Origin of the sequence: Secundilactobacillus folii (genome assembly GCF_009720675.1) — a bacterium.
GTDB classification, from domain to species: Bacteria; Bacillota; Bacilli; order Lactobacillales; family Lactobacillaceae; genus Secundilactobacillus; species Secundilactobacillus folii.
In genome coordinates, this window is record NZ_WNJO01000001.1 from 284,012 (window position 1) to 308,323 (window position 24,312).

Consider the following 24,312-nt stretch of genomic DNA (forward strand, 5'->3'; position numbering starts at 1 on the left):
CCGAAATATCTACACTTCGTATAATATCACAAATGGACCATAAACGCAAACTTGAAAGCCCGTGGTTATGGTAACCCAAGCGGCAATCAACTACATCATATCGAATAAACTCAACTGATTTTCGTCCGGTAAACCATCCAACACGCCGTTTTCAGTCATAAATTCAATCAATGTTTTCGAAACCTTACCACGCTTGGCTAGGTCTTCTTTGGATAAGAACGGTTTATCTTCACGGGCGGCCACGATTTGTTTAGCCACGTTTAATCCTAGCCCTGGAGCAGCGTTGAACGGTGCGATCAACGTATCGCCATCGATCAGCCATTCACTAGCAGCTGACCTTTCAATGTCGATCATTTTGAACTTAAAGCCCCGTTCGAGCATTTCGTTAGCTAATTCGAGCACCGTCAGCAAATTCTTATCCTTGGCACTGGCGTCCATGCCCTCGTCGTTGATTTCTTTCATTTTCGACTTTACCGACTCCTTGCCACGAGCCATCGCAACAACGTCAAAATCATCGGCCCGGACTGAGAAGTAAGCGGCGTAGTAAACCAGTGGGAAGTATACCTTGAAGTAAGCAACCCGAAGCGCCATTAAAATATACGCAGCAGCGTGCGCCCGCGGGAACATGTACTTGATCTTCAAGCACGAATCAATGTACCAGTCTGGCACTTCCGCCTCACGCATTTTAGCCTGCCAGTCATCCGGAATACCGCGACCGTGACGCACCGACTCCATTATCTGAAAGGCGGTCTCAGAATCTAGCCCCCAGTGGATCAAGTCGGTCATAATGTTATCTCGGCATCCAATCACGTTAGCGATGGTGGCAGTCCCGTTCTTGATCAGTTCTTCTGCGTTACCCAACCACACGTCAGTCCCGTGAGATAAGCCGGAAATTTGTAGCAGTTCGGAATAGTTCTTAGGGTGCGTTTCTTCAAGCATCCCGCGCACAAAACGGGTCCCAAATTCCGGAACGCCAAGGGTCCCGGTTTTCGACTGGATCTGTTCGGGCGTCACCCCAAGCGACTCTGTCCCGGAAAACAACGCCATGACACCCGGATCGTCCATTGGGATCGTTTGGGGATCAATTCCACTTAAATCTTGTAACGTCCGGATCATCGTCGGATCATCATGACCCAAAATATCAATTTTTAAAATGTTGTCATGGATCGAATGAAAATCAAAGTGGGTCGTTTGCCAAGCAGCATCTTGATCATCAGCGGGATATTGAATCGGCGTAAAGTCGTAAATATCCATGTAATCAGGCACAACAATGATCCCCGCTGGATGTTGACCCGTATTACGCTTAACACCGGTGACACCCTTAGCTAACCGGTCAACTTCAGCGTTTCGGAAATTCTGTTCGGTATCACGCTCATAGGCCTTGACGTACCCATAACCGGTTTTATCCGCCACGGTGCCGATCGTTCCGGCCCGGTAAACGTTCTTTTCGCCGAACAGCACCTTGGTATAGTTGTGAGCGATCGGTTGGTAATCACCCGAAAAGTTCAAATCAATATCAGGTACCTTGTTTCCTGTAAACCCTAAGAAGGTTTCAAACGGGATGTTATGGCCATCGCCAATCATCAACGTACCGCACTTAGGACATTTCTTTTCGGGTAAATCAAATCCTGAACTGTATTCACCATTCGTAAAGAATTGCGAGTATTGACAGTTTGGACAGCGATAGTGAGGCGGCAACGGATTAACTTCAGTGATCCCCGTCATAGTGGCCACCAAACTGGAACCGACAGACCCCCGGGAACCAACCAAATAACCGTCCTTATTACTTTTATGCACTAAACGCTGAGCAATCAAGTAGATCACTGAAAATCCGTTACCGATAATACTTTTAAGTTCACGATCTAGTCGGTGCTGAACTAGTTCCGGCAGCGGATCACCATACCACTCGTGGGCGGTATTCATAGTCCGTTCTCGAATTTCGTCCTCTGCGCCTTCCATCCGCGGCGTATATAGCTTATCTTTCAGCGGATGAACATCGTCGATCTCGTCAGCAATGGCATTCGTGTTGGTCACAACTAATTCCTGAGCCTTGTCTTCACCAAGAAACTTGTAATCATCAAGGAGTTCGTCAGTAGTTCGAAAATGAACGTCTGGTAACTCCTGTCGGTTCAGCGGGTTAGCCCCACCCTGAGAATTAATGAGAATTTTACGATAAATGGCGTCTTCTGGATTGAGGTAATGCGCATCACCCGTCACAACAACTGGTTTATCAAGCTCTTCACCCAGCTTAACCATGTTAGTCAGAATCTCTTCAAGGTTCTTACGGTTCTGGATCAGGCCTGAATCGATCAGCGGCTTATAAGCTGCTAACGGCTGCACTTCCAGGTAATCATAGAACTTAGCCTTCGTCCGCGCTTCGGCATAGCCCTTTTGCATCATCGCCGTGAAGACTTCCCCTGAATCACAGGCGGAACCGATCAGCAAGCCTTCGCGTAACCTCTCAATTTGACTTCGAGGCATTCGTGGCACCCGGAAAAAGTAGTTAACGTTCGACATTGAAACCAACTTGAACATGTTTTTCAAACCAGTCTGAGTCTTAGCCAAAATAATGGCGTGAGATGGCCGAGCATGTTTGAAGGCATCATTGTCACTCATATGATCGTTCAACTGGTCATGATACTTGATCTGATAACGATCCTCAGCATCTTTTAAGAAGAGATAGTTCAAATGACCCGTTGATTCAGCATCGTAAATCGCTCGGTGATGGTGTTCCAATGAAACGTGAAACTTTTTCGCCAGTGTATTAAGCCGGTAACCACGTAAGTCTGGATATAAAAAGCGGGCCAGGGTCAACGTGTCGATAATCGGGTTGGAAACCTCCGGCATGTCATAGCGCTGATAACCAGCGTTCATAAAACCAATATCAAAGGTCACGTTATGCCCAACGATAATGGCATCACCATAAAACTTTCGAAATAGTTCAAAGACTTCTTTTTCGCTTTTTGAGCCGTGCACCATATCATCGGTGATACTTGTCAGTTCCGTCGTTTGGTCAGACAAGTGAAAGCCCGGATCGATGAACTCTTCAAACTGATCAATGACTTCCTTACCCTGCATTTTAACGGCCGATAGTTCAATGACCCGGTCATAAATTGCTGACAGACCCGTTGTTTCAACGTCAAAAATCACGTAAGTAGCGCCCTCAAGTGCCCGGTGTTCACTATTATAGCCAATTGGTACACCGTCATCCACGAGGTTGGCTTCCACCCCGTAAATCATTTTGATACCAGCTTTCGACGCGGCATGAAAGGCTTCTGGAAAGCCCTGGACACCAGCATGGTCAGTAATAGCAATTGCTTTATGACCCCACTTCTTAGCTTGTTTAACGTAGTCCGAAATCGGGTTAGTGGCATCCATTGTACTCATAGTAGTGTGCAAATGCAGTTCGACACGCTTTTCACCCTCGGGGGCTTTATCCTGTCGACTTGGTACCGTTACTTGATTGATGTCATAAGCGTTTAAAACCAGGTCGCGCATGTAGGTGTCTTCTTGAACACCACCGCGAACCTTGATCCAGTCACCTTCATTTAAACCCGCAAACTGGGCTTCATCACTGTCGTCACGAGAGAATTTTTTAACGGTGATCGATGACGTATAGTCCGTAATTTCCAAAATCATCAGCTTTCGACCCGAACGCAAATCACGGATTTCTTTACTGAAAACGTATCCTTGTACGACTACCGACTTTTCTTCATATTCAATCGAAATCAATTGGACAGGCTCTTCGTCCGCCTTAATTTTGCGACCGATCACGGTGGGCCCGCTGGCAACATCGCCACCCTGCTTTTCTCGTTTTTGGTTTGCAACCTTGATAGCAGCAACCGCTTTTTGAGCCAATTGCGCGTCGTTTTGGGCTTTCTGCTGTTTAAACTCCTGAATTTTAGCTTGCGAGGCAGTTTCATCCACCATCGTATGAATCGAGAACTTTGGGAAACCGTACATTTCATACCGGTTTTCGATTGGTCCCAGTGCTTGATTAACCATGAAATTCTTCACGACTTCGTTTTCCGCCATGAAAATCACGCGACCATCCTCAAGCTTCGGCACCTGATTGCGACACAGTTCCTGCAGTAATGGCGACGTCACGCCGCTGTGCTGGACGACCCAGTTCCAATAGTCACCAATCAGACGATTATCAAGGTCCGTATTATGCGTGTGAATCTCAAAATCGACCTGAGCAATTGACTTAAACGCTTGATGCAATTGCCCCTGAAAGGTCATAAAGGTATCGAATGGCAAAACGGCTGGCAAATCAAAGTTAAAGTGCCACCGTTTTGACTGCTCGTGAACGGTCAGCTTTTCCAGCCCGGCATCCTGGAAGAATGGTTGACTGGCTAAGTCCGAGAGTTGGAGTTGCTGTAATAATTTTTCAAATAAAGCATGGTGATCTAAAGCCACACCAAACTGCCCCCTTCGTTTTGATAAGCCCTATCATTTTAACCTAAAACGAACCTGAGACAAAACAAAATGGTTTTGTTTGTTCTCAAGTCCGTCCTTACAAATATCGCTAATCAGTTGATGATTCAGATTCGTCTGAATCATCATTGATCTCTTTTAATAAGATTGCCACGGTGTTTTCAACTTCATCCGTTTTAACCTCGACCGTTTCGCCAGTCTTACGAATTTTAACTTCCACGATACCATCACTGGCCTTTTTACCAACCGTGATTCGAATCGGCAGACCAATCAGATCTGAGTCAGCAAACTTAACACCGGCCCGTTCTTTTCGGTCATCGATCAATACACGGTAGCCAACTTTTTCAAGGCTGGCAGTCAGTTGATTAGCCACATTCATTTGAACGTCATTTTTAACGTTGACTGGAATGACATGCAAATCAAACGGTGCAATCGCGCGTGGCCATACTAAGCCGTTCTCATCAGCTTGTTGTTCAGCAACAGCGGACAGCAAGCGACTGACACCAATGCCATAGGAACCCATAATAACAGGCACCGAACGACCGTTTTCATCCAAAACTTTAGCATCCAGAGCCTCTGAATAACGAGTTCCAAGTTTAAAGATATGGCCAATTTCGATCCCGCGGGTAAACTTCAGCTTACCAGCGCCGTCTGGTGAAATATCACCTTCCTGAACCGTCCGTAAATCAGTGAAGTGATCCACCCGATAATCACGATCCACATTGACGTTCATGTAGTGGAAACCATCTTCGTTAGCACCAACCACAGCGTTGACCATGTCTTGAACATACTGATCAGCCAGAATAGTGACGTCTTCGCTAACCCCAACCGGACCTAGTGCTCCGAATGAGGCGCCCAAATATTTCTTAGCATCGTCGTTAGTTGCCGGGGCCAAAAAATCAGCCTGTAAGTAATTTTTGAGCTTAACTTCATTTAGTTCATGGTCACCACGAATGAGTGCTAAAACTGGCTTTTCATCAGCAATATACAACAAACTCTTAATCAGTTCACTAGGCTCAAGCTCAAGCTTTTTCGCAACGTCATCAATTGTCTTCGCATCACCCGTAGCGACCTTTTTGAGATCCTTTTGGGCAGCATGGGATTTTTTCGGTGTATATAAACTGGTAGCCATTTCAAGGTTGGCAGCGTAATCAGACTCGTCGACGTAAACGATCGTATCTTCACCAATCGGGGCAATAGCAGAGAATTCCTTCGAATCTTTCCCACCCATTGCACCGGCATCACCGATAATCGTTCGGTATTTTAAACCGATCCGGTCAAAAATTCGGCGATAAGCGGCTTCCATCTGACGATAGACCACGTCTAGATCATCATAGTTGGTTGAAAATGAATAGGCATCCTTCATAATGAATTCCCGACCACGCAGCAAACCATAACGAGGACGTTCCTCATCGCGGTACTTAGCTTGGATCTGATACAAAGTTAACGGCAATTTTTTATAGGATTTAATACTGTCACGAATCAGCGTTGTAAAGGTTTCTTCATGAGTTGGACCCAAAATAAAATCGGTATCGTGTCGGTTTTTAAATTTAAACAGTGTTGGACCGTATGTATCATACCGACCTGAATCTTTCCAAAGTTGTGCGGGTAAAACCGTGGGCACTACCATTTCAACGGCATCGATCTTGGTCATTTCTTCACGAATCACCTTTTCGATGTTTGTTAAAACTTGAAATGCCAAGGGTAGATAGGCATACATGCCGGCAGTCACTTGGCGAATATACCCCCCACGAAGCATCATTTGATGACTTAGTGCCTCAGCATCACTTGGCACCTCCTTTAAGGTTGGAATAAGCATTTTTGACTGTTTCATACTCAACTAAACTCCTTTTCCAAATTCACTTTTAATCTATTTATCTGATAAAGTACCGTTCGATATCATTCCACGTCACAAGCAACATTAAGACAACGAGGAAAACGACCCCAACAAGGGTGATCGCTGTTTCAACGTTTTCGGAAAGTGGCTTCCGTCGAATGCCTTCAATCACGTTAAGTAATATTTTACCACCATCAAGGGCCGGAATTGGTAATAAGTTCACGATTCCTAGGTTTAATGATAAAAAGGCCAAAAAACTAAGCACGCCAACTAGGCCCTCAGACGCAGCAGTTGACGTTGTCGCAAAAATGGCCACTGGTCCACCCAAATCGTTTAATCTAAAATGACCGGAAATCATTGTCCAAATTGCGCCTAGTAGCCGAACTGTCATTTGCCAAGTCTGGGTAAATCCTGAAACTAACATAGCACCTATATCATGGCTGCGATACTGGGTGATGCCGATTTCCCCCACCGTTTGTTTATTGACTGTATGTGCTTTTGGCGTCAATTGGATGGCCTTATTTTGACCGTTACGCTTAATTTTAAAGGTGGTTGGTTTGTTAGCCCGCCCCTGAATCTGAGTAGAAATTTGATCCCAGGTCTTGACCGCCTTGCCATTGACCGCAGTAATGTAATCACCATTTTTAATGCCAGCGTTGCGAGCCACTGTCACTTGCGTAGTCGTCGGGGTAACGCGATTACCATTATTGGTCACGCCACCCATCACAAATGTGAGGATCGTGTAAACAATAATGGCCAAAAAGAAATTATTCATCGGACCCGCAAAGTTGGTCATCAACCGATGGCCAAGACTAGCTGATTGGAATTGAACATCCCGCGGAGCAATGCGGACTTCGGTACCATCCGCTTCGATAATAGTGGCGTTATGAGCAACTGAATAGCGTTTAACAGCACTTTCATCACCGTTTTCATAGCCTTCGATCCACAACTGATCTTCTAGATCGGTTGCCGTCACAGCCATTGGGATGCCATTAAAGAGGGTTGATTTCTTGCTGGTATTGATTCGAGTAACTTGGTCATGATCACCCACGTAAAGACTGACCGGCGTCCCGGGTTTTAACTCGTCTTCATCGTCTTCCGCACCGGCCATACGCACGTAACCACCGACTGGCAGCAGCCGAATTGTGTAGGTGGTATCGGCAGTCCGATAGTTGAAAAGCTTTGGACCCATGCCAATTGAAAATTCCCGAACGAGGATCCCTGCTCGTTTGGCAAAGTAAAAGTGACCAAACTCGTGGATGAAAACGATTAGGCCAAAGACAATAATGAATGTAATGATGGTCGTAATCACAGACGTCGATCCTTTCGTAAATGTCTAATTTAAAACGCTAAATGAATCCAAGCAGATGCAACGCAGGTAAAACTAATAATAAACTATCAAAACGGTCTAAGATACCACCATGACCTGGTAAAATGCGACCAGAATCTTTGACGCCATAGTAACGCTTCAAGGCGGATTCAACCAGGTCACCCAGTTGACCGATGACAGAAAGAACGATCGTCAGCAAGACGGTCATTAACCAGCTGTAATCCCCCTGCGGATAGAAGTAAGCGTAAATAGCCAACACAATGGTAGCCACCACCGTACCACCAACAGAGCCTTCCCAAGTTTTATTCGGGCTAATGTGGGGTGCTAGTTTATTGCGGCCAAATTTGCAGCCAATCATATAGGCACCACTGTCAGTGATCCAAACGATCAACAGGGCAAAGAAAATGGTCGAAATTCCGGCCGCCCGAGCCACGATGAAGTAGTGAAACCCAAACCCAATGTAAATTGCACCAAGCGTCAGCACAGCAGCATCGTCAAATGAAAACCGATTCTTGGAAAATACCGTGTAGAGCAATAGCAAAATGATCATGGCGTAAATCACAAAGGTTAAGTTTAAATGTCCAGGTATGAAATCATGCCAAACATCGGGTAAAATCACTAGCAACAGTGCAATCGCAGAAAGCAGCGCCTCCCACGAAACAATTAGTTTTTTACGCATGACCAAAATCTCGGACAGTGCTACCAATCCGAGTGCCGCCGCTGCAATATCGACCCATACATGGCCGGCAATGACAATTGGAATGAAGATAATTAAAGCGATGACCGCCGTAATAACCCGTTGTCTCATAATACGCTCCCTTTTCCCTAGTTTATTTCGATAAGCCGCCAAAACGGCGCTTTCGGTGCTGATACTCATAAATTGCCTGCTGTAGCAAGCCGGGTGTGAAATCCGGCCAGTGCGGTGCCATGAAGACAAACTCTGAATAGGCAATCTGCCACAGCAAAAAATTCGATATGCGCTCCTCACCCGACGTTCGGATAACCACATCGGGATCACGATACTGACCCAGTGAAGCCGTCATTAAATGTTGACTGATTGTTTCATCAGTCACTTCTGAAGGTTCCATTTCACCCGTTTTAACGGCTTGGGCAATTTCTTGAACCGCAGTTGTAATCTCAGCTCGGCTACCGTAATTCAAGGCAAAGTTTAACACCATGCCGTCGCAGTCTTTTGTATCTTCAATCGCATCTGCCACTGCTTTTTGAGTTTTAGCCGGCAACTGATCCGTATAACCCATCACATTCACGCGAACATTATGCTTAATCAAGTCTGGCACAAAAGTGTCAAAAAAATCAACGGGTAATTTCATTAAATAATTCACTTCGTCTGCTGGACGTTTCCAATTTTCCGTCGAAAAAGCATAGAGGGTCAAAACTTTGATGCCCAGATCACTGGCTGCCTGGGTGATAATTTTCACAGTGTCCATCCCCTGCTTATGACCAGCGACCCGTGGTAAATGGCGTCGTTGAGCCCAGCGGCCATTTCCATCCATGATGATTGCAACGTGGGCCGGAATATTATTAGGGTCAAGCTTAAAGTCGTCTTGAAGATCTTCTTGATCTTTCTTATTGAGCCAAGAAAACAAAATGACACCTCCCAAATTTGCTTCTTAGGGCATAATCATACCAAAAAACAGAGTTGTCGACTATCCCAACTCTGCTTGAAAGGTGATTATTTAACAGAATCTAAATATGCTATTGGAGTAAGCGCCATTCACCACGATTAGCATCCGTCAACGTATTAAAATACTGAAGCAGATTGTTAGCATCGTCAGGACTGACCTCGCCCAGCATGTTTAACGCTTGCCCAGTGGGAATTGGTTCGCTTAAATCCGTGATTTCAGATTCGTTTTCGATCTTGGCCTTGGAAAAGGCAATGATCCAATCCTGTTCGATCAGCTGAGTAATCACAAAAAATAGGTTAAAATCATCTGCCACGTAAGCGGGCTGGGCGTAAACACCGTCATCAATCTGGGTCAGTTCATTGCCGTTATAGTTCAAGACGGTCAAATTTTCCTCTGTAACCGCCTCGTTTAGTTTAAAGACCATTTTGGCAAATTCAGGTGTACCTGGTGTAATTTCTTGAATCTCATCATCTTTAGCCATGTAAAATTCCTTTCTGAGTCCGGCAAATTAGCCAGAGATAATTTCCTGCTCTTTGTCATCGGTTAATTTATCGATTTGTTTGATTGCCTCATCCGTGACTTTTTGCACGTCTTTTTCAAGCCGGTGCACCTCATCGTCCGTAAAGTCACCATTCTTGTGACCCTTCTTTAATGAGTCCATTGCTTCACGACGAACGTTACGAACAGCAACTTTGCCATTCTCAGCAACCCCGCGAACTTGCTTAGCTAGTTCTTTACGGCGTTCTTCCGTCAACTGCGGAACAACTAAGCGAATTGCTGTCCCGTCATTAGCGGGTGTGATGCCTAAATCAGATTCCATGATCCCCTTTTCAACATCCTGCAGCGCCGTTTTGTCAAATGGAGTTACCATAATCACCCGTGGTTCGGGTGTGGTGATCGATGCCACTTGATTAATCGGTGTTTCAACACCGTAATACTCAACGGTGACCCGACTCAGCAGACTGGCATTCGCGCGACCTGCTCGGATGGTGCCAAACTCACGGCTCAATACTTGTTCAGCCTTGTTCATCTTATCTTTTGCTTCATCAATAATTGGATTAGCCAACTTTATTTCCCCCTAACTGTAGTTCCGATTTCTTCACCAAGAACAACTTTTTTAATGTTTCCTGGATGATTCAAATTAAAGACAACTAACGGAATATCATTATCCATGGAAAGCGTGCTGGCTGTTGAATCCATGACATGCAGACCCTTGTTAATAATATCCATATGGGTCAAATGATCAAATTTTACCGCATTGTGGTCAATATTAGGATCAGCTGAGTAGATCCCGTCAACACCGTTTTTAGCCATCAAAATGGCATCGGCATTAATTTCAGCGGCCCGCAGTGCAGCGGTGGTGTCAGTAGAAAAATAAGGACTACCAGTACCACCGGCAAAGATCACGACCCGGTCCTTTTCCAAATGACGAATGGCCTTCCGTCGAATGTATGGTTCGGCAATGGCCCGCATTTCAATCGAAGTCTGAACCCGGGTCGGAACTCCCAACGATTCTAGGTTATCCTGCAATGCTAAAGCGTTCATAATCGTTGCCAGCATGCCAATATAATCTGCTTGGGCACGTTCCATTCCCATTTGGGCGCCTGATTCTCCGCGCCACATATTACCGCCACCAACGACGATACCGATTTGAAGACCCAATTCAAATACATCTTTGACCTCTTTTGCCACTGTTTTGATCACTGGTGGATGAATGCCAAAACCTTGATCACCTGCTAGGGCTTCGCCACTAAGCTTCAAAACAATGCGCTTATACTTTAAATCCGACATGATGAGCCTCCTATTAGCTTTCATTGTGTAATTCTATCATAAACCGGTATCGACCGATAGTCGTATCACACCCAAATTGCATAAAAAAAGATGTACTAAAAAGTACATCTTTTTTAAAACTAGTTTTAGCCATTGATCTGACTGTTAACTTCGTCTTCAAAGTTCTTAGTTTCAACTTCGATGCCTTCACCAACTTCATAACGAACAAAGCTCTTAAGCTTGCCGCCCTTAGAAGCAACGTATTGGCTAACGGTTTGGTCAGAATCCATAACGAATTCTTGGTCAGCAAGGCTGATCTCAGACAAGAATTTGCGCAGACGACCTTCAACCATCTTTTCAACGATCTTTTCTGGTTTACCTTCGTTTAAAGCTTCCTTCTTCAGAACCTCCCGTTCATGGTCTAAACGTTCCGCAGGAATTTCGTCGCGGGAAACAAATTCTGGGTTAACCGCAGCAACGTGCATGGCAACGTTTTTAGCAACACTTTCATCAGCACCGTCAAGGACGACTAATGACGCAATTTGGCCACCATTGTGTAAGTAAGCACCAAAGACCTCACTGTCACTCTTTTCAACAACTTTAAACCGACGCAGTGACGTGTGCTCTGATGTCACTTGAGTCTGTTCAATGATCAAGTCGTTAATGGTTTGACCAGCATCGTTCTTGAGCGCCAATGCTGCATCCATATCAGCTGGCTTATTAGCAGCAATCAAATCAGTAATCGTGTTAACTAAGTTGATAAACCGGTCGTTAGTGGCCACAAAGTCGGTTTCCGAGTTAACTTCAGTGATGGCAGCCACGTTACCATTCACGGAAATGTGTGCTAAACCGTTAGCAGCCACGTTGCTGCTCTTTTTTTCAGCTTTAGCGATACCCTTTTCACGCAGGTAATCAACAGCCTTGTCCATGTCGCCTTCAGTGGCAACGAGTGCTTTTTTAGCATCCATCATACCAACACTTGTCTTGTCACGAAGTTCTTTAACCATTTTTGCAGAAATGCTTGCCATTTATATGGCCTCCTTAAATTTAAGATCGAATTAATTTTTCCAACCAGCACAAAAGGCTGACCCGAAAATAATCAGGCCTCGCGGGTCCACATTTTCAAGCCAGCCTTAGCACTGATGGTTTTCTAACTCATGTTATAAAACTATTCAGCAGTCTTGTCTGATGCGTTGTTACCTTCAACGGCAGCCTTAACATCTTCCATGTTAGCAGCAGGTTGTTGTTCTTGGTTAGCTTCGTCTTGACCTTGACGGCCTTCAATGACAGCATCGGCCATCTTGCTGGTGATCAAGCGAACGGCACGGATAGCGTCATCGTTAGAAGGAATGATCACGTCAATGTCATCTGGATCAGTGTTGGTATCAACCATCGCAACGATAGGAATGTTCAGCTTTTGAGCTTCCTTAACGGCAATCTGTTCCTTACGAGGGTCAACAACAAACATTACGTCAGGTAACTTAGGCATATCTTCAATACCGCCTAAGAATCGTTCCAACTTATCAGTTTGCTTTTTAAGTAAGGAAACTTCCTTCTTAGGTAACCGGTCGAAAGTACCGTCCTCAGCCATCTTCTTAAGATCCTTCAGGCGCTTGATTCGGGTCTGAATTGTTTCCCAGTTGGTCAAAGTTCCACCTAACCAACGGTGGTTAACGTAAAATTGACCAGCCCGGGTAGCTTCTTCTTCGATTGAATCCTGAGCTTGCTTCTTAGTACCAACGAACAGAACAACGGCACCCTTCGATGCTTCATCCTTAACAAAGTTATAGGCCGCGTCAATCAACTTAACAGTCTTCTGTAAGTCAATGATGTAGATCCCATTTCGTTCGGTGAAGATATACTCCTTCATCTTTGGGTTCCAGCGACGGGTTTGGTGACCAAAATGGACACCTGCTTCTAGTAATTGTTTCATTGTGATAACAGCCATGAAATAGCCTCCATTAAAGTTTTTTCCTCCCCTGAGGTCGTCTACGTCAAGAACTCTAACGAGCACTGCCCAACGTATTGCTCAGGGTGTGAATTACGGCAATTAGCCGAAAATTAGTATACCTGTTTTAGCGGGTATTATCAACCCTTAAGCCCAACTTAAATAAAAAACATTTGAAATAAATGTTACATTCATGTTACACTACTTGTCGCAGAACTGCGAGGAGGAACCGATTATGATCAAAGCAATCGTTTTTGATCTCGATGATACACTTTATGATCAACAGCGACCGTTCCGTCAGGCATTGATCTCTGTCTGGAATGATCCGGCTGCTGCCGGTCATGTGTTGACCGACCTCTTTGAGGCTTTTAAGCACATGAACGACCGCGTCGCCGAGCTTGAAACTTTAACCATGACCCAGGTATTTGACCGTTTGAATGCGGTCCTTGATAACCATGACCTACCGGCTTTATCACACTCAGTATGGTTGTCCTTTTGGGATCGTTACCAAAAAGAAGCGGCGCACATCAGCCTGTTCAAAGAAATCCGCGAACAAATGGAACTTTTAAAAGAGCATTATGAATTAGGAATTATCACCAATGGTGAAACTCACACTCAAAAGCAAAAGGTTCAACGGCTCGATTTAAACCAGTGGATCAAATCTCCCAATACGGTGATTTCTGATGAAGTCGGCCTGCGAAAGCCTGACCCACGAATTTTCACTTACTTTAACCGGCTCTTGAATTTACAAGCTAATGAAGTGGTTTACATCGGCGATAATTTTGAACGGGACATGGTCGGAGCAAAAAAAGCAGGTTGGCACGCCTTTTGGTTTAACCACCGGCAGCTAGACCTACCCAAGTCGGAATTTATTCCCGACCAAACGATTGAATCACCAGCCGAACTGGCGGAACTCTTACAAGCGATGTCAGTGACAACCTACTAACGGGATTGGTCCTAAATAAAAATGAGGTTGTAAACAAATTGCGGATGTTAAAAGTGTGACCCGTTTTTTACACCAACATTCATCTTAATTACCAATTGGTACAAAACTGTTATCTAGCGTAAATCTACGTCAAGATTCAGGCCCGGTCATTAAGCAAAAGCGTCGTGAATTCCAAACTAGGAATTCACGACGCTTTTGCTAACCTCCTGAAATCTAACCGAGTCTTGCCACACCCCCATTTTTTAACGGTGATAAGCCGCATAAAGTGAGCCAAGCGATTCAACCGTCATAATGATTGCCATTAACCACATTGCCAGCATGTCTTTCATAGCAAATAACAGCCCGATCAAAACGATATTTAAGATTAGAATCAACCACAGTATTCCCTTTGGCATTGCTACCATCCCTCTTCCTACCAGAATACCTATCATTATAATACAAATTGTTTAGGCATTCCTAAATAATTCATGTACTAACCAAAAAAGTTGTATAATATAGGCAATTAGGAAAGGGGAATATTCAAATGGCAGCAAAAGTGTATAATGATTATTTTTTTGATGAACCAGCTTTTAACACCCATGATGGTGGCTACGTCCCACTCGAGGTGGCAGATGCGCCTGTCTCACCACTCGCCATTCCACCACTCCTGAAACCAGACAAACAAACCGATACCGACATCTGGTACACGGTGACCGCCCAGGCAGGTGAAACGCAAATCTTGCCGGGCGCCAAAACGAAAACTTGGGGCTACAACACTTCCCTACTTGGACAGACAATTGTCTACCCCGTTGGTAAGCATATTCATGTAACCCTGCAAAATCATTTGTCAGAGCTCACCACTTTTCACTGGCACGGGCTGATCGTTTCTGGTCCCTACGTCGATGGTGGCTGTCACGCTCCAGTTTACCCTGGCGAAAGTAAACAGATCGACTTCACGCTCGATCAGCCGGCCGCAACAACTTGGTTGCACGCCCACCCGTGTCCATCGACAGCTGAACAGGTTTGGCATGGACTCGCCACAATGGTGCTGGTAACTGATCAACACATCAATGACTTGCCATTACCTCATAATTACGGTGTCGATGACATTCCGTTAGTTTTACAGGACCGCCGTTTCCACGAAAACAATCAGTGGGATTACCACGCCGATTATGATCCTGACGGTGTCCAAGGACCAACAGCACTGATCAACGGTACCGTTAACCCAGTATTTGACGTAACCACCCAGAAGCTGCGGCTGCGGATCCTTGATGGTGCCAACCGTCGTGAGTGGCGCCTGCATTTTTCAGATGACCTGTCATTCACGCAAATTGCGAGTGATTCCAGTCTTTTGCCCGAACCAGTGCAATTGACCCACCTCATGTTGACTTGCGCAGAACGGGCTGAGATCGTCGTTGATTTTGCTGGCTACCACGATGGCCAAACTGTTACACTTTTCAGCGACGACGTGCCAATTGTCACGTTCAAGATTCACGCTTTTGCGGCTGACAACACAACCATTCCTGACCACCTATTAGATATCCAACGTCCGACTGTCGACCCATCAACACCCGTTCGAAAGATCACAATGAGCGGCATGGACGAGTCCGTGATGATGGATAACAAAAAGTTCTCGATGCAACGGATCGATGCAACTCAACCGGTTGGCGAAGCACAGTACTGGGACATTACGAACACGAATGATATGGATAGCGGTATGGTTCACCCATTCCATGTTCACGGAACTGCTTTCCTCGTTATTTCCAGAAATGGTCACGACCCATACCCGAATGAACACGGTTATAAAGATACCATTGGCGTTAATCCCGGTGAAACGGTCCGTTTGCTGGTTCGCTTTGATCTCCCTGGCGTCTACATGTATCACTGCCACATTATCGAGCACGAAGACGGTGGTATGATGGCCCAGATTCAAACCTACGAAAAGGGCAAACCGATGCCAAAATACAAATTGATGGATATGGATACGTTGATGAATGCCTTTGCTAAAGAACGGGGCATTAAACCAGAGGATCTCTGGATGGCCGGAATGGATTCATATCGTAAAATGGGTATGAAGATGTAATTCACCTGTTTTATATGATACTTAGAAATATCTAGCTTTAATCTACAAAGAGTTTTAAAGTGTTCACCACAATTGCAATTCACTATCAATAACAATCTGATTTGAAAGAATAAAGCGCGAGGCCAGCAGCATTCCCGAAGTTTTGGAAAATGCTGCTGGCCTCGCGCTTTATTTTCTGAACTCAAAGTAAATCAAAAACGACCCGTAAAGGCCGTTTTCTTTTAAGCTTAATTCAAATTAGAACTTAACTTCACTATCGTCAGTGCCCTTTTCAATCAAGTTAACGTTGCTGTTCAAAGCAAATTGAACCATGTTCTTAGCAGCGGTCTTGGTGTAAAAGGCGATGTGTGGCGTAACCAAAACGTTTTCACGCTTGATTAAGTTCTTCAAACGTTCGTCTGGAATAGCATCGAAGCTACCAAAGTCCGTGTTGAAGATGCCGACTTCGTCTTCGTAAACATCCAGAGCAGCACCAGCAACCTTGCCAGAGTCTAAGGCCCGAATCAAAGCATCCGTATCAATTAAAGTCCCACGAGCAGGGTTCAAAATGAAGACGCCATCCTTCATCTTGTTGAAGGCAGCATCGTCTAACATATGCTCGTTTTCCTTAGTTGCAGGTGAGTGCAATGAGATAACGTCAGCTTGAGCATATAATTCATCCAAGGTATCAACGTAGATACCTTCCTTCTCCAATTCAGGATTGTGGTAGATATCATAAGCAACGATCTTGGCACCGAAACCACGGTAAATGTTGATTGCTTTACGGCCGATGCGACCAGTTGCAATCACACCAACTGTCATTTGATCCAGTTCATCAGCAATGTCTGGTGCCCAACGTAAGTCACCATGGGCGATCTTACGGTCAAAGGTGTTAGTCTTACGAAGTAAACGCATTAATTGTGTAACTGTTAATTCAGCAATTGCGCTTGGTGAGTATGCAGGCACGTTAGTTACTTTGATGCCATTCCGCTTGATCGCGTCCGCATCAATGTTATCAACACCAACGTTACGCAGTGAAAGCGACTTGATACCAAAGCTTGCTAATTTGTCCAAAACTTCAGCAGTGTATGGTTTTTGTTGGTAGACAACAGCACCATCATAGCCCTTAGCCTGATCCACTGTTGAGTCATCCAATAATTCAGCAACAGCCTTAACTTCGATACCCTTGTCCTTGGACCATTGTTCGAGGTAAGGTTTTTCATCGTCACGAATACCATATGCAATAATTTTCACAATTGTTTCCTCCATTCACTAATCTGACTATTATTTTATCACGTTTCAGTGCGATTGATAAGCGTTTCCAGTAAATGTTGCAAAAAACGTGCATTTTCGAGCATGCTTTCATACTGGAGACGGTACCCAACAATATCAATGATACCGCTAACACAACTAAATCTTGATCCCGCGAGCTTTCAAATACCGTTCCTTTGCTCGCCGTGACTGATGCTTAAACGCGTATTCCGCTTTCAAGGCAGCCGATTTAGTGAGAAAAGTTTCAAAATAAATCAGTTTTAGTGGATGGCGACTTTTAACCCTCGTATATTTGGCACCCCTACCCTGCTGATGGGCTTCAAACCGCTTATAAACGTCCGTAGAAAAACCACCGTATAACGTATTATCTGCACACAAAAGGACGTAAAAATAGTATTTTTGAGTTGATTGCTTTTCACTCACCGTATAACATCTTCTTTACCGGTGCAGAATATTCCCCCGATTCATCGTAGGTCATTAGCGCTGGTGATATTTTTAAGCCGCTTGCCTGCCCGTCCTTAATTGCCTCAACCAGTACAATATTAGCGTCTCGACCAGGCTTGGGGTAAACAAACTGCAGCCGCTTAATGGCTAGTCTATGCCGCCCCATGACGGTCGTTAAGTCAAGCAGCCGATCTGGGCGGTGCACGAAATAGGCGCGACCATTCATTTTCAGTAGGCCACTAGTCACGCGGATCACCGTTTCTAATGAGGTCGTGATTTCATGCCGAGCAATTGCCAGGTACTGATTTGGATTTTTCTTACTGGCTGGCAGATCCGCAAAATAAGGTGGGTTACAAACCACCACGTCCACCGAATCTTTAGGAATCTGGTCAGTGATCGTCGCCAGGTCTTGCTGGTAGACTGTGACTTGCTCATCCAAATGGTTCAAAGTAACCGAGCGTTTTGCCATGTCTGCTAGCCGGGGTTGTAATTCCACCATTGCGATGTGGCCCCTGGTTTTTGGCGCCATAAATAATCCAACCGCACCATTACCGGCACACAGGTCGACCATCAGTCCCGTTCGTTTTGCTGGTGATCTAGCAAAATTAGCCAGTAAAACGGCATCCAGCGAAAATGAAAAAACCTGTGGGCTCTGAATAATCTTTATGTCTTGGCTGTATAGCTGGTCAATTCGTTCGCCAGCCAGAAGCTCAGGAGTTGTCAAATAATCACCCATTTCATTGATGTTTTCGTAAATTATCTTTATAATAGCAACTATTATACAACTTTACGTAAGAGAGGTTACAACGATGTTTTACTCGTTTATCCGTGTTTTAGTCTGGATACTCATTTATATTATTAATGGTAAACCACACTTCGAACACACCGACCGACTCCCAAAGGGCAATTACATCCTAGTTGGACCGCACCGAACTTGGTTTGATCCAATCTACTATGCACTTGCGGGTAGTCCAAAAAAGTTTAGTTTCATGGCCAAAGTCGAGCTGTTCAAGAACCCTATTCTCAGATGGATCTTAAAGCATGCCAACGCCTTCCCCGTTGACCGAAAGCACCCCGGTCCATCAGCCATTAAAACACCGGTTCGACTGTTGAAAAACACCGATTTATCATTGATCATGTTTCCTTCCGGTACCCGGCATTCGCAGGAACTCAAGGGTGGCGTGGCGGTGATTGCCAAATTAGCGAAGGTCCCAATCGTACCCACCGTTTATCAAGGCCCATTAACGTTTAAGGCGCTCTTCACGCGCAAACGGATCACCGTTGCATTTGGCGAACCATTTAGCGTTGATCCGAAAATGAAAATGGACGATGCGGGTTTCAAAGTGATTGAAACCAAAATGCAACGGGGCTTCGATTCACTTGATAAAGCAATCGACCCCAACTTCCACTACGTTGACCCGAAAGCTAAGGCCCGTTCCAAGTCGGAGGCTTAATCAGTTGGGTTGGCAGCTGAATATTTAATGTTTGCTATTTGGATTGGCTGGTAACGATAATGTTGCCAGCCATTCTTACTCAATTAACCATTCGGTTACCATCTAATTTAATCACACCATTAGTTTTCTCATTAGCAAAAATAAAGCAGCAATAGGTTTACGCTTATTGCTGCTTTATTTTTATTTGCATCCAAATTAGTCTGAAATCATCTAAAATAACACGCTCTAATCCAAATGAGCTGTATTTTGCAGCTGAATCATATCATAGTAAGCACCCTTCTGCGCCATTAATTCATCATTGGTTCCCCGTTCAATAATGCGACCCTGATTCAAAACAAGTATCAAATCAGCATTTTGAATGGTTGACAACCGGTGAGCGACCGCAATTGTGGTTCGCCCAGATTGCAGTTTTGCTAAACTTTTTTGAATCTCCTGTTCAGTTTCAGTATCAACGTTCGCCGTTGCTTCATCCAAGATCAAGATCTTGGGATCAGTAACCACCGTTCGAGCAAACGACAAAAGCTGTCGTTGACCGCTGGAATAACCGTTTCCACGTTCAATCACCCGTGAATCGTAACCCTGTGGCAGCGACTCGATCATGTCGGCGGCGTTCACAAACTGTGCGGCGGCCCGGACTTGACGGTCAGAGATCGATTTGTCAAACATCCGAATGTTGGAGGCTACCGTGCCGTAAAACAGAAATGGTTCCTGCAGCACTAAGCCCATTTTCCTTCGTAGTGTTTTGTACTCATACTCACGGATATCATGACCATCAATCAGCACTTCACCAGACTGAAATTCATAAAAGCGCATTAAGACGTTGATGATTGAAGATTTCCCACTTCCCGTTTCACCGACTAGTGCCACTGTCTGGCCTGGTTCAGCAACAAAGGAAATGTCATTTAAAATCGGCGTATGGCCGTCGTAAGAAAAACTGACGTGTTTAAACTCAATTCGTCCATCCGTGATCTCCCGTCCAGCAACTGGATGCTGAGTCGGCACAGCCGTGTCATCTGCCATCAGCTTCATGACTCGGGACCCAGAAACGATTCCGTCTTGGAAATCACTCAAACTATCCATCATACTGGTCATCGGGTTAAATAAGTTATCCAAATAAGTCACAAAGGCGTAAATCATACCCGCAGGCACAAAACCGTTGAGACCGCGAATACCTAACAACGATAAGACCAGGATAACGCCTAAAGAATAAAATAAATCAATCAGCGGACTCAATAGCAATGAATTGATTCGAATCATCGCGCGGCGTGAATCAAAGTAAGCCCCGTTGATCTCATCAAATTCTTTGTTCATTCGCTTTTCCTGCCGAAATTGCTGAATGATGCTAATCCCAGTAATGGCTTCGGACAGTCGGTCGTTGAGTTCACTCAAACGTTCTCGCATCCGCCGGTAGACCTTGGAACTATACCGTTGATAGTACCAGATCGTTACCGCCAGAAATGGCAATAGAATCAGTAGCCACATCGCCACTCGTGCATTTAACACAAACATGGCGATCACTGAAGAAACCACCGAAAAGAGGGCGACAATTAGACTGCTAAATAACTGCCAGAAGGTCGAAAACGACATGGTATCGTTAGTCAACCTCGACAGAATCGAGCCACTTGGCACCTGATCGAAAAACCGCATGCCAAGCCGGTGTAACTTATTAAACAGGAGTCGACGAACGCGCTCCAGCATGTACTCAGCGCCCATACTATACAGGTAAGTTTGCCAAAATTGCAGCAGTGCTTTGATGACCATCGCAAAGAAGTACAGGCCCGCAAAGAACCACATGATTTTCAAATCTGCTCGACCAACCTTTAAGTAGTGATCCATGTAGTTTTGAATGATCATCGGCAATAGAATGTTAACGACACTGATCAGCGCCGCGAAAAAAATGGAGACAATAAAGTTCTTCCAGTAGGGTTTAGCGAAGCGGATCAGCTTACCGACAACATTCATTTGCTGTTTAATGGGAATGCTTTTAGCCCAAGCTGATTCATGCTTATTATTTTTCAACGTTAGACCCCCTTACCTTCATCTCAAGTTCCTGACGTTCAAACATCTGCTTATACCAACCGTTTTGCGCCATCAGTTCGGCGTGATTCCCACGTTCAGTGATGGTGCCATGATTTAGCACGATAATTTCATCCGCCTGCATGACAGAACTTAAACGATGGGCAGCGATGATCGTCGTTTTACCTGCTCGTTCACCGTGCAAATTATTCAAGATCTTACTTTCAGTTTCCGCATCCACGGCGGACAAAGCATCATCCAAGATGAGTAATTCCGGCTTGATCAAAAGGGCCCTAGCAATCGCCAATCGCTGTCGCTGTCCCCCTGACAGGGATACGCCTTCTTCACCGACAAGCGTGTCGTAGCCGTCTTCAAACTGGGCAATTTGTTCCGTCAGCCCAGCTTCTGCCACGACCGCTTCGATTTCGGACTGAGTTGCTTCAGGCTTGGCAAAGGCAATGTTATCACGTACTGACTCTGAAAATAGGAAACTGTCCTGTGGCACGTAGCCGATCGCAGGCAAATAAGCATCCAACTGATAGTCTAAAATGTTGGTTCCGCCATAGCTAATCGTGCCACGGTACTGTTCAAACTGCCGCAGCAGCAGCCGCATGATCGTCGTTTTACCAGCACCCACACGACCAACGATTCCCAATGTTTTACCAGCTGGGATCGTGAATGATACCCTTTGCAACGTCACCTGTTCATCATCAGGATAATGAAACGATTCAACGTTAAATTGCAGGTCACCACTAGGCCGTTTTGTTAACCCGTTACTTTGATCAACCACTTGTGACCGCTCGTTGATCAGGTGCATGACCCGGTCGTAACTGGCATTTCCACGTTCCATGGTATTAAACAGCATCCCCACGGCAAAAATCGGCCAGATCATCATTGATAGATAGGTAATAAATGAAACTAAATTTCCAATTGAGATCACGTGATCAACGACTAACGAACCACCCATCACAATGGTGGCTACATAAGCTAAAGCAATGATCAGTGTGGTAATTGGATCAAACATGGCGTCTAAACGGTTAACACGGCGGTTGACGTTAATAGTTTGGTCAACTTGCTGATTAAAATCATCAATATCTTCTTGTTCCTGACCCAGACTTTTGATGACTTTTACGCCACTAATACTTTCCTGAGCCTTATTATTCAAACGGGAAAAAGCCGCTTGTGAATCACGGAAGGCAACGTTGATCTTTTGACCCAAATAAAACGCCATCACTGCTAACAGTGGAAATGGTAGTACGGCAATTAACGTCAATCGCCAGTTGACCAAGGTCATCATGGCAATCAAAGTGGTTCCACCGGTAATGATTGAGTCAGCAAACTGCAAAATACCGCCACCAGCAACCCGCTGAATAGCTTGAAGGTCGTTAGTAGCCCGAGCCATCAAGTCACCTGTCCGGTATTTTTGATAAAAAGTTTGATCCATATTCATGTAGTGACCAAAAAGTCGGCGCCGCAAGGTTTGTTCGAGTTTAGCAGCTGCCCCCCAAATGGCTGTCCGCCACATGTAGCGGGCACCATACTGGCCAATAGCGGCGCCAAATAAAATCAATAGATCAATCACCAGCAGACGAACCGTCAATCGGTGGCTGTGGATCAAGTCCACGATAACCCCAATCATTCGTGGTGGAATAATGGCTAATAACGCCGTAAATAACAGACCAAGCAGACCAAATAAATAGGTTCGCCACTGGACTTTAAAATACCAACCTAACTTTCTAAAAATACTCATCATGGTGCCCCCTTTCTTTGATATCGAGTTTTCCTTTCAAAGACTAAATTAAAAAAGACCCGGGCGCGCCCAAGTCTTTTACTCTGTAAATGCGGATCAATGCTTTTCTGATTGCTGTTGTTTCATACTGTTCATCATCTGATGCAGTTTCTTTTCGGACGGACGTTGTCCCATCTGCATCATCATCATGCGCAATTGATCTTCACTGATCGGTGGGTTTTCACGGATATATTTTTCCATGTACCGACGTGCAGCAAAAAAGCCGATTGCTAACCCAGCTAATAAAGCAACGATCACAATTAGAATCCAAATGCCAGTTCCAAGTGTCAAGCGGGTATGCCTCCTTTTTCAGTAACTTCCAATAAGTAATATTACACAAGTTCAAGTCATTTTAAAAGGGATTCTGAAGGAAACCTTTAAAAGTGACTAGCGCAAACCCTTTTTCTTTTGAATCTTTTGCACTTTTTTAGGCGTGATCTCCTTACCAGATTTGTCGAAGACACGTAACATTTCAATATCGTTTTTAAAACCAGCACGGAACTTTTTCAAGTACTTTTGACGCAAATCTTTCCGTTCCAGTTTTTCAAGTTCAGTTAAACCCTCGGCCTTAGCTTTACGAGCCAATTCGTTGATGCGGGCAATTAATTCTTTCATTTCTGTATCTGCCATTACTTTCACTCCCTTGTACAAACACGACTATTGATAATACCGCAAAAGGCAGTCCGGTTCAAGGATAAGGACTATAAAAATGCAGCTGACAGTTACTTTATTTGATCAAAGCTTGACAGTCATATTAAAGAAAACTATACTTCAATATGTCGGTTCGACCTATTAAGGAGGAAATTATGTACGATTTATTGGTTCTAAGTGCTTTACTGGTACACGATCGTACTGGCTACAAGCTACGAAAAATTCTTGAAACTAGCCTTGATCCGCGAAGACAAATCTCGAATGGCGTGATGTATCCGCTCTTACATCGATTAGAGAAATCTGGCTATATCGAATTGGACACTAAGATCGTCAAGGGCCATGAAAGAAAAATCGCCCATATTACACCGGCTGGTGAACAATATCTTCACACTTTAATGAAGACGCCAGTGGCGATGGACGCTAAACGAGAATCCACCTTTCACTTTAAATTTCGAGCTTTAGGTAGAGAAAAAGTTAAGTTTCAACGAAGCGTTCTTCAAGCCTATCAAACAGCCATTCACTCCGATATAGAAGTTTATCAGGAGGTTATTTCGCACCTAAAGAAAATTGTTGAGCGTCCAGAAAGGAAAATGGATGTCGGATGGTCACTGCGAACTTTACAACTGGAACTAGCAGTTTCAAACGCTAAGCTGGCTTGGACTCGAAGCCAACTAAACGAGCTAAAATCAAGATCCGATGACTCGGTTTTCATCGAACCACCAAAAATATAA

General features: G+C 44.8%; 22 protein-coding genes. 4 read left to right on the plus strand and 18 right to left on the minus strand.

Features of this window, described 5'->3' with window-relative positions:
- Nucleotides 1-90: 90 nt before the first annotated feature.
- From GM612_RS01290 to rpsB, 10 genes are all read right to left on the minus strand, one after another.
- Complete coding sequence (locus tag GM612_RS01290; RefSeq protein ID WP_343031737.1) at nucleotides 91-4,419, minus strand: PolC-type DNA polymerase III; 4,329 nt, start codon at nucleotides 4,417-4,419, stop codon at nucleotides 91-93.
- Nucleotides 4,420-4,528: 109 nt separating this feature from the next.
- Nucleotides 4,529-6,271, minus strand: coding sequence for a proline--tRNA ligase (locus tag GM612_RS01295; protein ID WP_155430561.1), 1,743 nt, complete (start codon nucleotides 6,269-6,271; stop codon nucleotides 4,529-4,531).
- 40 nt (nucleotides 6,272-6,311) lie between these two features.
- Nucleotides 6,312-7,586 (minus strand): RIP metalloprotease RseP, encoded by a 1,275-nt coding sequence (gene rseP, locus GM612_RS01300; protein ID WP_343031738.1) that lies wholly within the window; start codon nucleotides 7,584-7,586, stop codon nucleotides 6,312-6,314.
- Between the two features lie 37 nt (nucleotides 7,587-7,623).
- Nucleotides 7,624-8,412 (minus strand): phosphatidate cytidylyltransferase, encoded by a 789-nt coding sequence (locus tag GM612_RS01305; protein ID WP_155430562.1) that lies wholly within the window; start codon nucleotides 8,410-8,412, stop codon nucleotides 7,624-7,626.
- A gap of 22 nt (nucleotides 8,413-8,434) precedes the next feature.
- Nucleotides 8,435-9,211, minus strand: coding sequence for an undecaprenyl pyrophosphate synthase (gene uppS / locus GM612_RS01310; RefSeq protein ID WP_155430563.1), 777 nt, complete (start codon nucleotides 9,209-9,211; stop codon nucleotides 8,435-8,437).
- Nucleotides 9,212-9,320: 109 nt separating this feature from the next.
- The gene (locus GM612_RS01315; protein WP_155430564.1) at nucleotides 9,321-9,731 is read right to left on the minus strand and encodes a hypothetical protein; all 411 of its coding nucleotides are present in this window, start codon (nucleotides 9,729-9,731) and stop codon (nucleotides 9,321-9,323) included.
- Between the two features lie 27 nt (nucleotides 9,732-9,758).
- On the minus strand, nucleotides 9,759-10,322 hold the full coding sequence (gene frr, locus GM612_RS01320) for a ribosome recycling factor (RefSeq protein ID WP_343031749.1): 564 nt from the start codon (nucleotides 10,320-10,322) through the stop codon (nucleotides 9,759-9,761).
- Entirely contained in the window at nucleotides 10,319-11,041 is a 723-nt protein-coding gene (gene pyrH, locus GM612_RS01325) for a UMP kinase (RefSeq protein WP_155430565.1), read from the minus strand. The genes frr and pyrH overlap by 4 nt, the downstream gene beginning before the upstream one ends.
- A 125-nt stretch (nucleotides 11,042-11,166) precedes the next feature.
- Entirely contained in the window at nucleotides 11,167-12,048 is an 882-nt protein-coding gene (gene tsf, locus GM612_RS01330) for a translation elongation factor Ts (RefSeq protein ID WP_155430566.1), read from the minus strand.
- A 140-nt stretch (nucleotides 12,049-12,188) separates the two neighbouring features.
- On the minus strand, nucleotides 12,189-12,968 hold the full coding sequence (gene rpsB / locus GM612_RS01335; protein WP_155430567.1) for a 30S ribosomal protein S2: 780 nt from the start codon (nucleotides 12,966-12,968) through the stop codon (nucleotides 12,189-12,191).
- Nucleotides 12,969-13,203: 235 nt separating this feature from the next.
- Between rpsB and GM612_RS01340 the strand changes: the two genes are divergently transcribed.
- Nucleotides 13,204-13,914 carry an HAD family hydrolase gene (locus tag GM612_RS01340; protein ID WP_173021183.1) on the plus strand — a complete coding sequence of 237 codons (711 nt, stop codon included), beginning with the start codon at nucleotides 13,204-13,206 and terminating at the stop codon, nucleotides 13,912-13,914.
- Nucleotides 13,915-14,156: 242 nt separating this feature from the next.
- Here GM612_RS01340 and GM612_RS12205 read toward each other — a convergent pair whose 3' ends face one another.
- Complete coding sequence (locus tag GM612_RS12205; protein ID WP_173021167.1) at nucleotides 14,157-14,309, minus strand: hypothetical protein; 153 nt, start codon at nucleotides 14,307-14,309, stop codon at nucleotides 14,157-14,159.
- Between the two features lie 128 nt (nucleotides 14,310-14,437).
- Here GM612_RS12205 and GM612_RS01345 point away from each other — a divergent pair, with 128 nt between their 5' ends.
- Nucleotides 14,438-15,976 carry a multicopper oxidase family protein gene (locus tag GM612_RS01345; RefSeq protein WP_155430569.1) on the plus strand — a complete coding sequence of 513 codons (1,539 nt, stop codon included), beginning with the start codon at nucleotides 14,438-14,440 and terminating at the stop codon, nucleotides 15,974-15,976.
- 237 nt (nucleotides 15,977-16,213) lie between these two features.
- Here GM612_RS01345 and GM612_RS01350 read toward each other — a convergent pair whose 3' ends face one another.
- From GM612_RS01350 to GM612_RS01360, 3 genes are all read right to left on the minus strand, one after another.
- Nucleotides 16,214-17,209, minus strand: coding sequence for a D-2-hydroxyacid dehydrogenase (locus tag GM612_RS01350; protein WP_343031739.1), 996 nt, complete (start codon nucleotides 17,207-17,209; stop codon nucleotides 16,214-16,216).
- Between the two features lie 156 nt (nucleotides 17,210-17,365).
- Nucleotides 17,366-17,650: a GIY-YIG nuclease family protein gene (locus tag GM612_RS01355; protein ID WP_343031740.1), complete on the minus strand. Its 285-nt coding sequence runs from the start codon at nucleotides 17,648-17,650 to the stop codon at nucleotides 17,366-17,368.
- Nucleotides 17,643-18,407 carry a tRNA1(Val) (adenine(37)-N6)-methyltransferase gene (locus GM612_RS01360; protein WP_155430571.1) on the minus strand — a complete coding sequence of 255 codons (765 nt, stop codon included), beginning with the start codon at nucleotides 18,405-18,407 and terminating at the stop codon, nucleotides 17,643-17,645. Before GM612_RS01360 ends, GM612_RS01355 begins: the two co-directional genes overlap by 8 nt.
- Before the next feature lie 73 nt (nucleotides 18,408-18,480).
- On the opposite strand from GM612_RS01360, the gene GM612_RS01365 reads away from it, so the two are divergent.
- Nucleotides 18,481-19,125: a lysophospholipid acyltransferase family protein gene (locus GM612_RS01365; protein WP_155430572.1), complete on the plus strand. Its 645-nt coding sequence runs from the start codon at nucleotides 18,481-18,483 to the stop codon at nucleotides 19,123-19,125.
- A 225-nt stretch (nucleotides 19,126-19,350) separates the two neighbouring features.
- Here the strand turns inward: GM612_RS01365 and GM612_RS01370 are convergent, their stop codons facing one another.
- The 4 genes from GM612_RS01370 to GM612_RS01385 form a co-directional block, all read right to left on the minus strand.
- Nucleotides 19,351-21,087 carry an ABC transporter ATP-binding protein gene (locus GM612_RS01370; RefSeq protein WP_155430660.1) on the minus strand — a complete coding sequence of 579 codons (1,737 nt, stop codon included), beginning with the start codon at nucleotides 21,085-21,087 and terminating at the stop codon, nucleotides 19,351-19,353.
- 46 nt (nucleotides 21,088-21,133) lie between these two features.
- Nucleotides 21,134-22,891, minus strand: a complete 1,758-nt coding sequence (locus GM612_RS01375; RefSeq protein WP_155430573.1) for an ABC transporter ATP-binding protein — start codon at nucleotides 22,889-22,891, stop codon at nucleotides 21,134-21,136.
- Between the two features lie 96 nt (nucleotides 22,892-22,987).
- Entirely contained in the window at nucleotides 22,988-23,221 is a 234-nt protein-coding gene (locus GM612_RS01380) for a YneF family protein (RefSeq protein WP_155430574.1), read from the minus strand.
- A 96-nt stretch (nucleotides 23,222-23,317) separates the two neighbouring features.
- Nucleotides 23,318-23,560, minus strand: a complete 243-nt coding sequence (locus GM612_RS01385) for a DUF896 domain-containing protein (RefSeq protein WP_155430575.1) — start codon at nucleotides 23,558-23,560, stop codon at nucleotides 23,318-23,320.
- Between the two features lie 176 nt (nucleotides 23,561-23,736).
- Between GM612_RS01385 and GM612_RS01390 the strand changes: the two genes are divergently transcribed.
- Nucleotides 23,737-24,312, plus strand: coding sequence for a PadR family transcriptional regulator (locus GM612_RS01390; RefSeq protein WP_173021184.1), 576 nt, complete (start codon nucleotides 23,737-23,739; stop codon nucleotides 24,310-24,312).

Coding starts and splice junctions, on each gene's coding strand:
- GM612_RS01295 (WP_155430561.1), bottom strand. CDS start 6,271: ATGAAACAGTCAAAAATGCTTATTCCAACCTTAAAGGAGGTGCCAAGT.
- GM612_RS01305 (WP_155430562.1), bottom strand. CDS start 8,412: ATGAGACAACGGGTTATTACGGCGGTCATCGCTTTAATTATCTTCATT.
- GM612_RS01315 (WP_155430564.1), bottom strand. CDS start 9,731: ATGGCTAAAGATGATGAGATTCAAGAAATTACACCAGGTACACCTGAA.
- pyrH (WP_155430565.1), bottom strand. CDS start 11,041: ATGTCGGATTTAAAGTATAAGCGCATTGTTTTGAAGCTTAGTGGCGAA.
- tsf (WP_155430566.1), bottom strand. CDS start 12,048: ATGGCAAGCATTTCTGCAAAAATGGTTAAAGAACTTCGTGACAAGACA.
- rpsB (WP_155430567.1), bottom strand. CDS start 12,968: ATGGCTGTTATCACAATGAAACAATTACTAGAAGCAGGTGTCCATTTT.
- GM612_RS01340 (WP_173021183.1), top strand. CDS start 13,204: ATGATCAAAGCAATCGTTTTTGATCTCGATGATACACTTTATGATCAA.
- GM612_RS12205 (WP_173021167.1), bottom strand. CDS start 14,309: ATGCCAAAGGGAATACTGTGGTTGATTCTAATCTTAAATATCGTTTTG.
- GM612_RS01345 (WP_155430569.1), top strand. CDS start 14,438: ATGGCAGCAAAAGTGTATAATGATTATTTTTTTGATGAACCAGCTTTT.
- GM612_RS01360 (WP_155430571.1), bottom strand. CDS start 18,407: ATGGGTGATTATTTGACAACTCCTGAGCTTCTGGCTGGCGAACGAATT.
- GM612_RS01365 (WP_155430572.1), top strand. CDS start 18,481: ATGTTTTACTCGTTTATCCGTGTTTTAGTCTGGATACTCATTTATATT.
- GM612_RS01370 (WP_155430660.1), bottom strand. CDS start 21,087: ATGAATGTTGTCGGTAAGCTGATCCGCTTCGCTAAACCCTACTGGAAG.
- GM612_RS01375 (WP_155430573.1), bottom strand. CDS start 22,891: ATGAGTATTTTTAGAAAGTTAGGTTGGTATTTTAAAGTCCAGTGGCGA.
- GM612_RS01385 (WP_155430575.1), bottom strand. CDS start 23,560: ATGGCAGATACAGAAATGAAAGAATTAATTGCCCGCATCAACGAATTG.
- GM612_RS01390 (WP_173021184.1), top strand. CDS start 23,737: ATGTACGATTTATTGGTTCTAAGTGCTTTACTGGTACACGATCGTACT.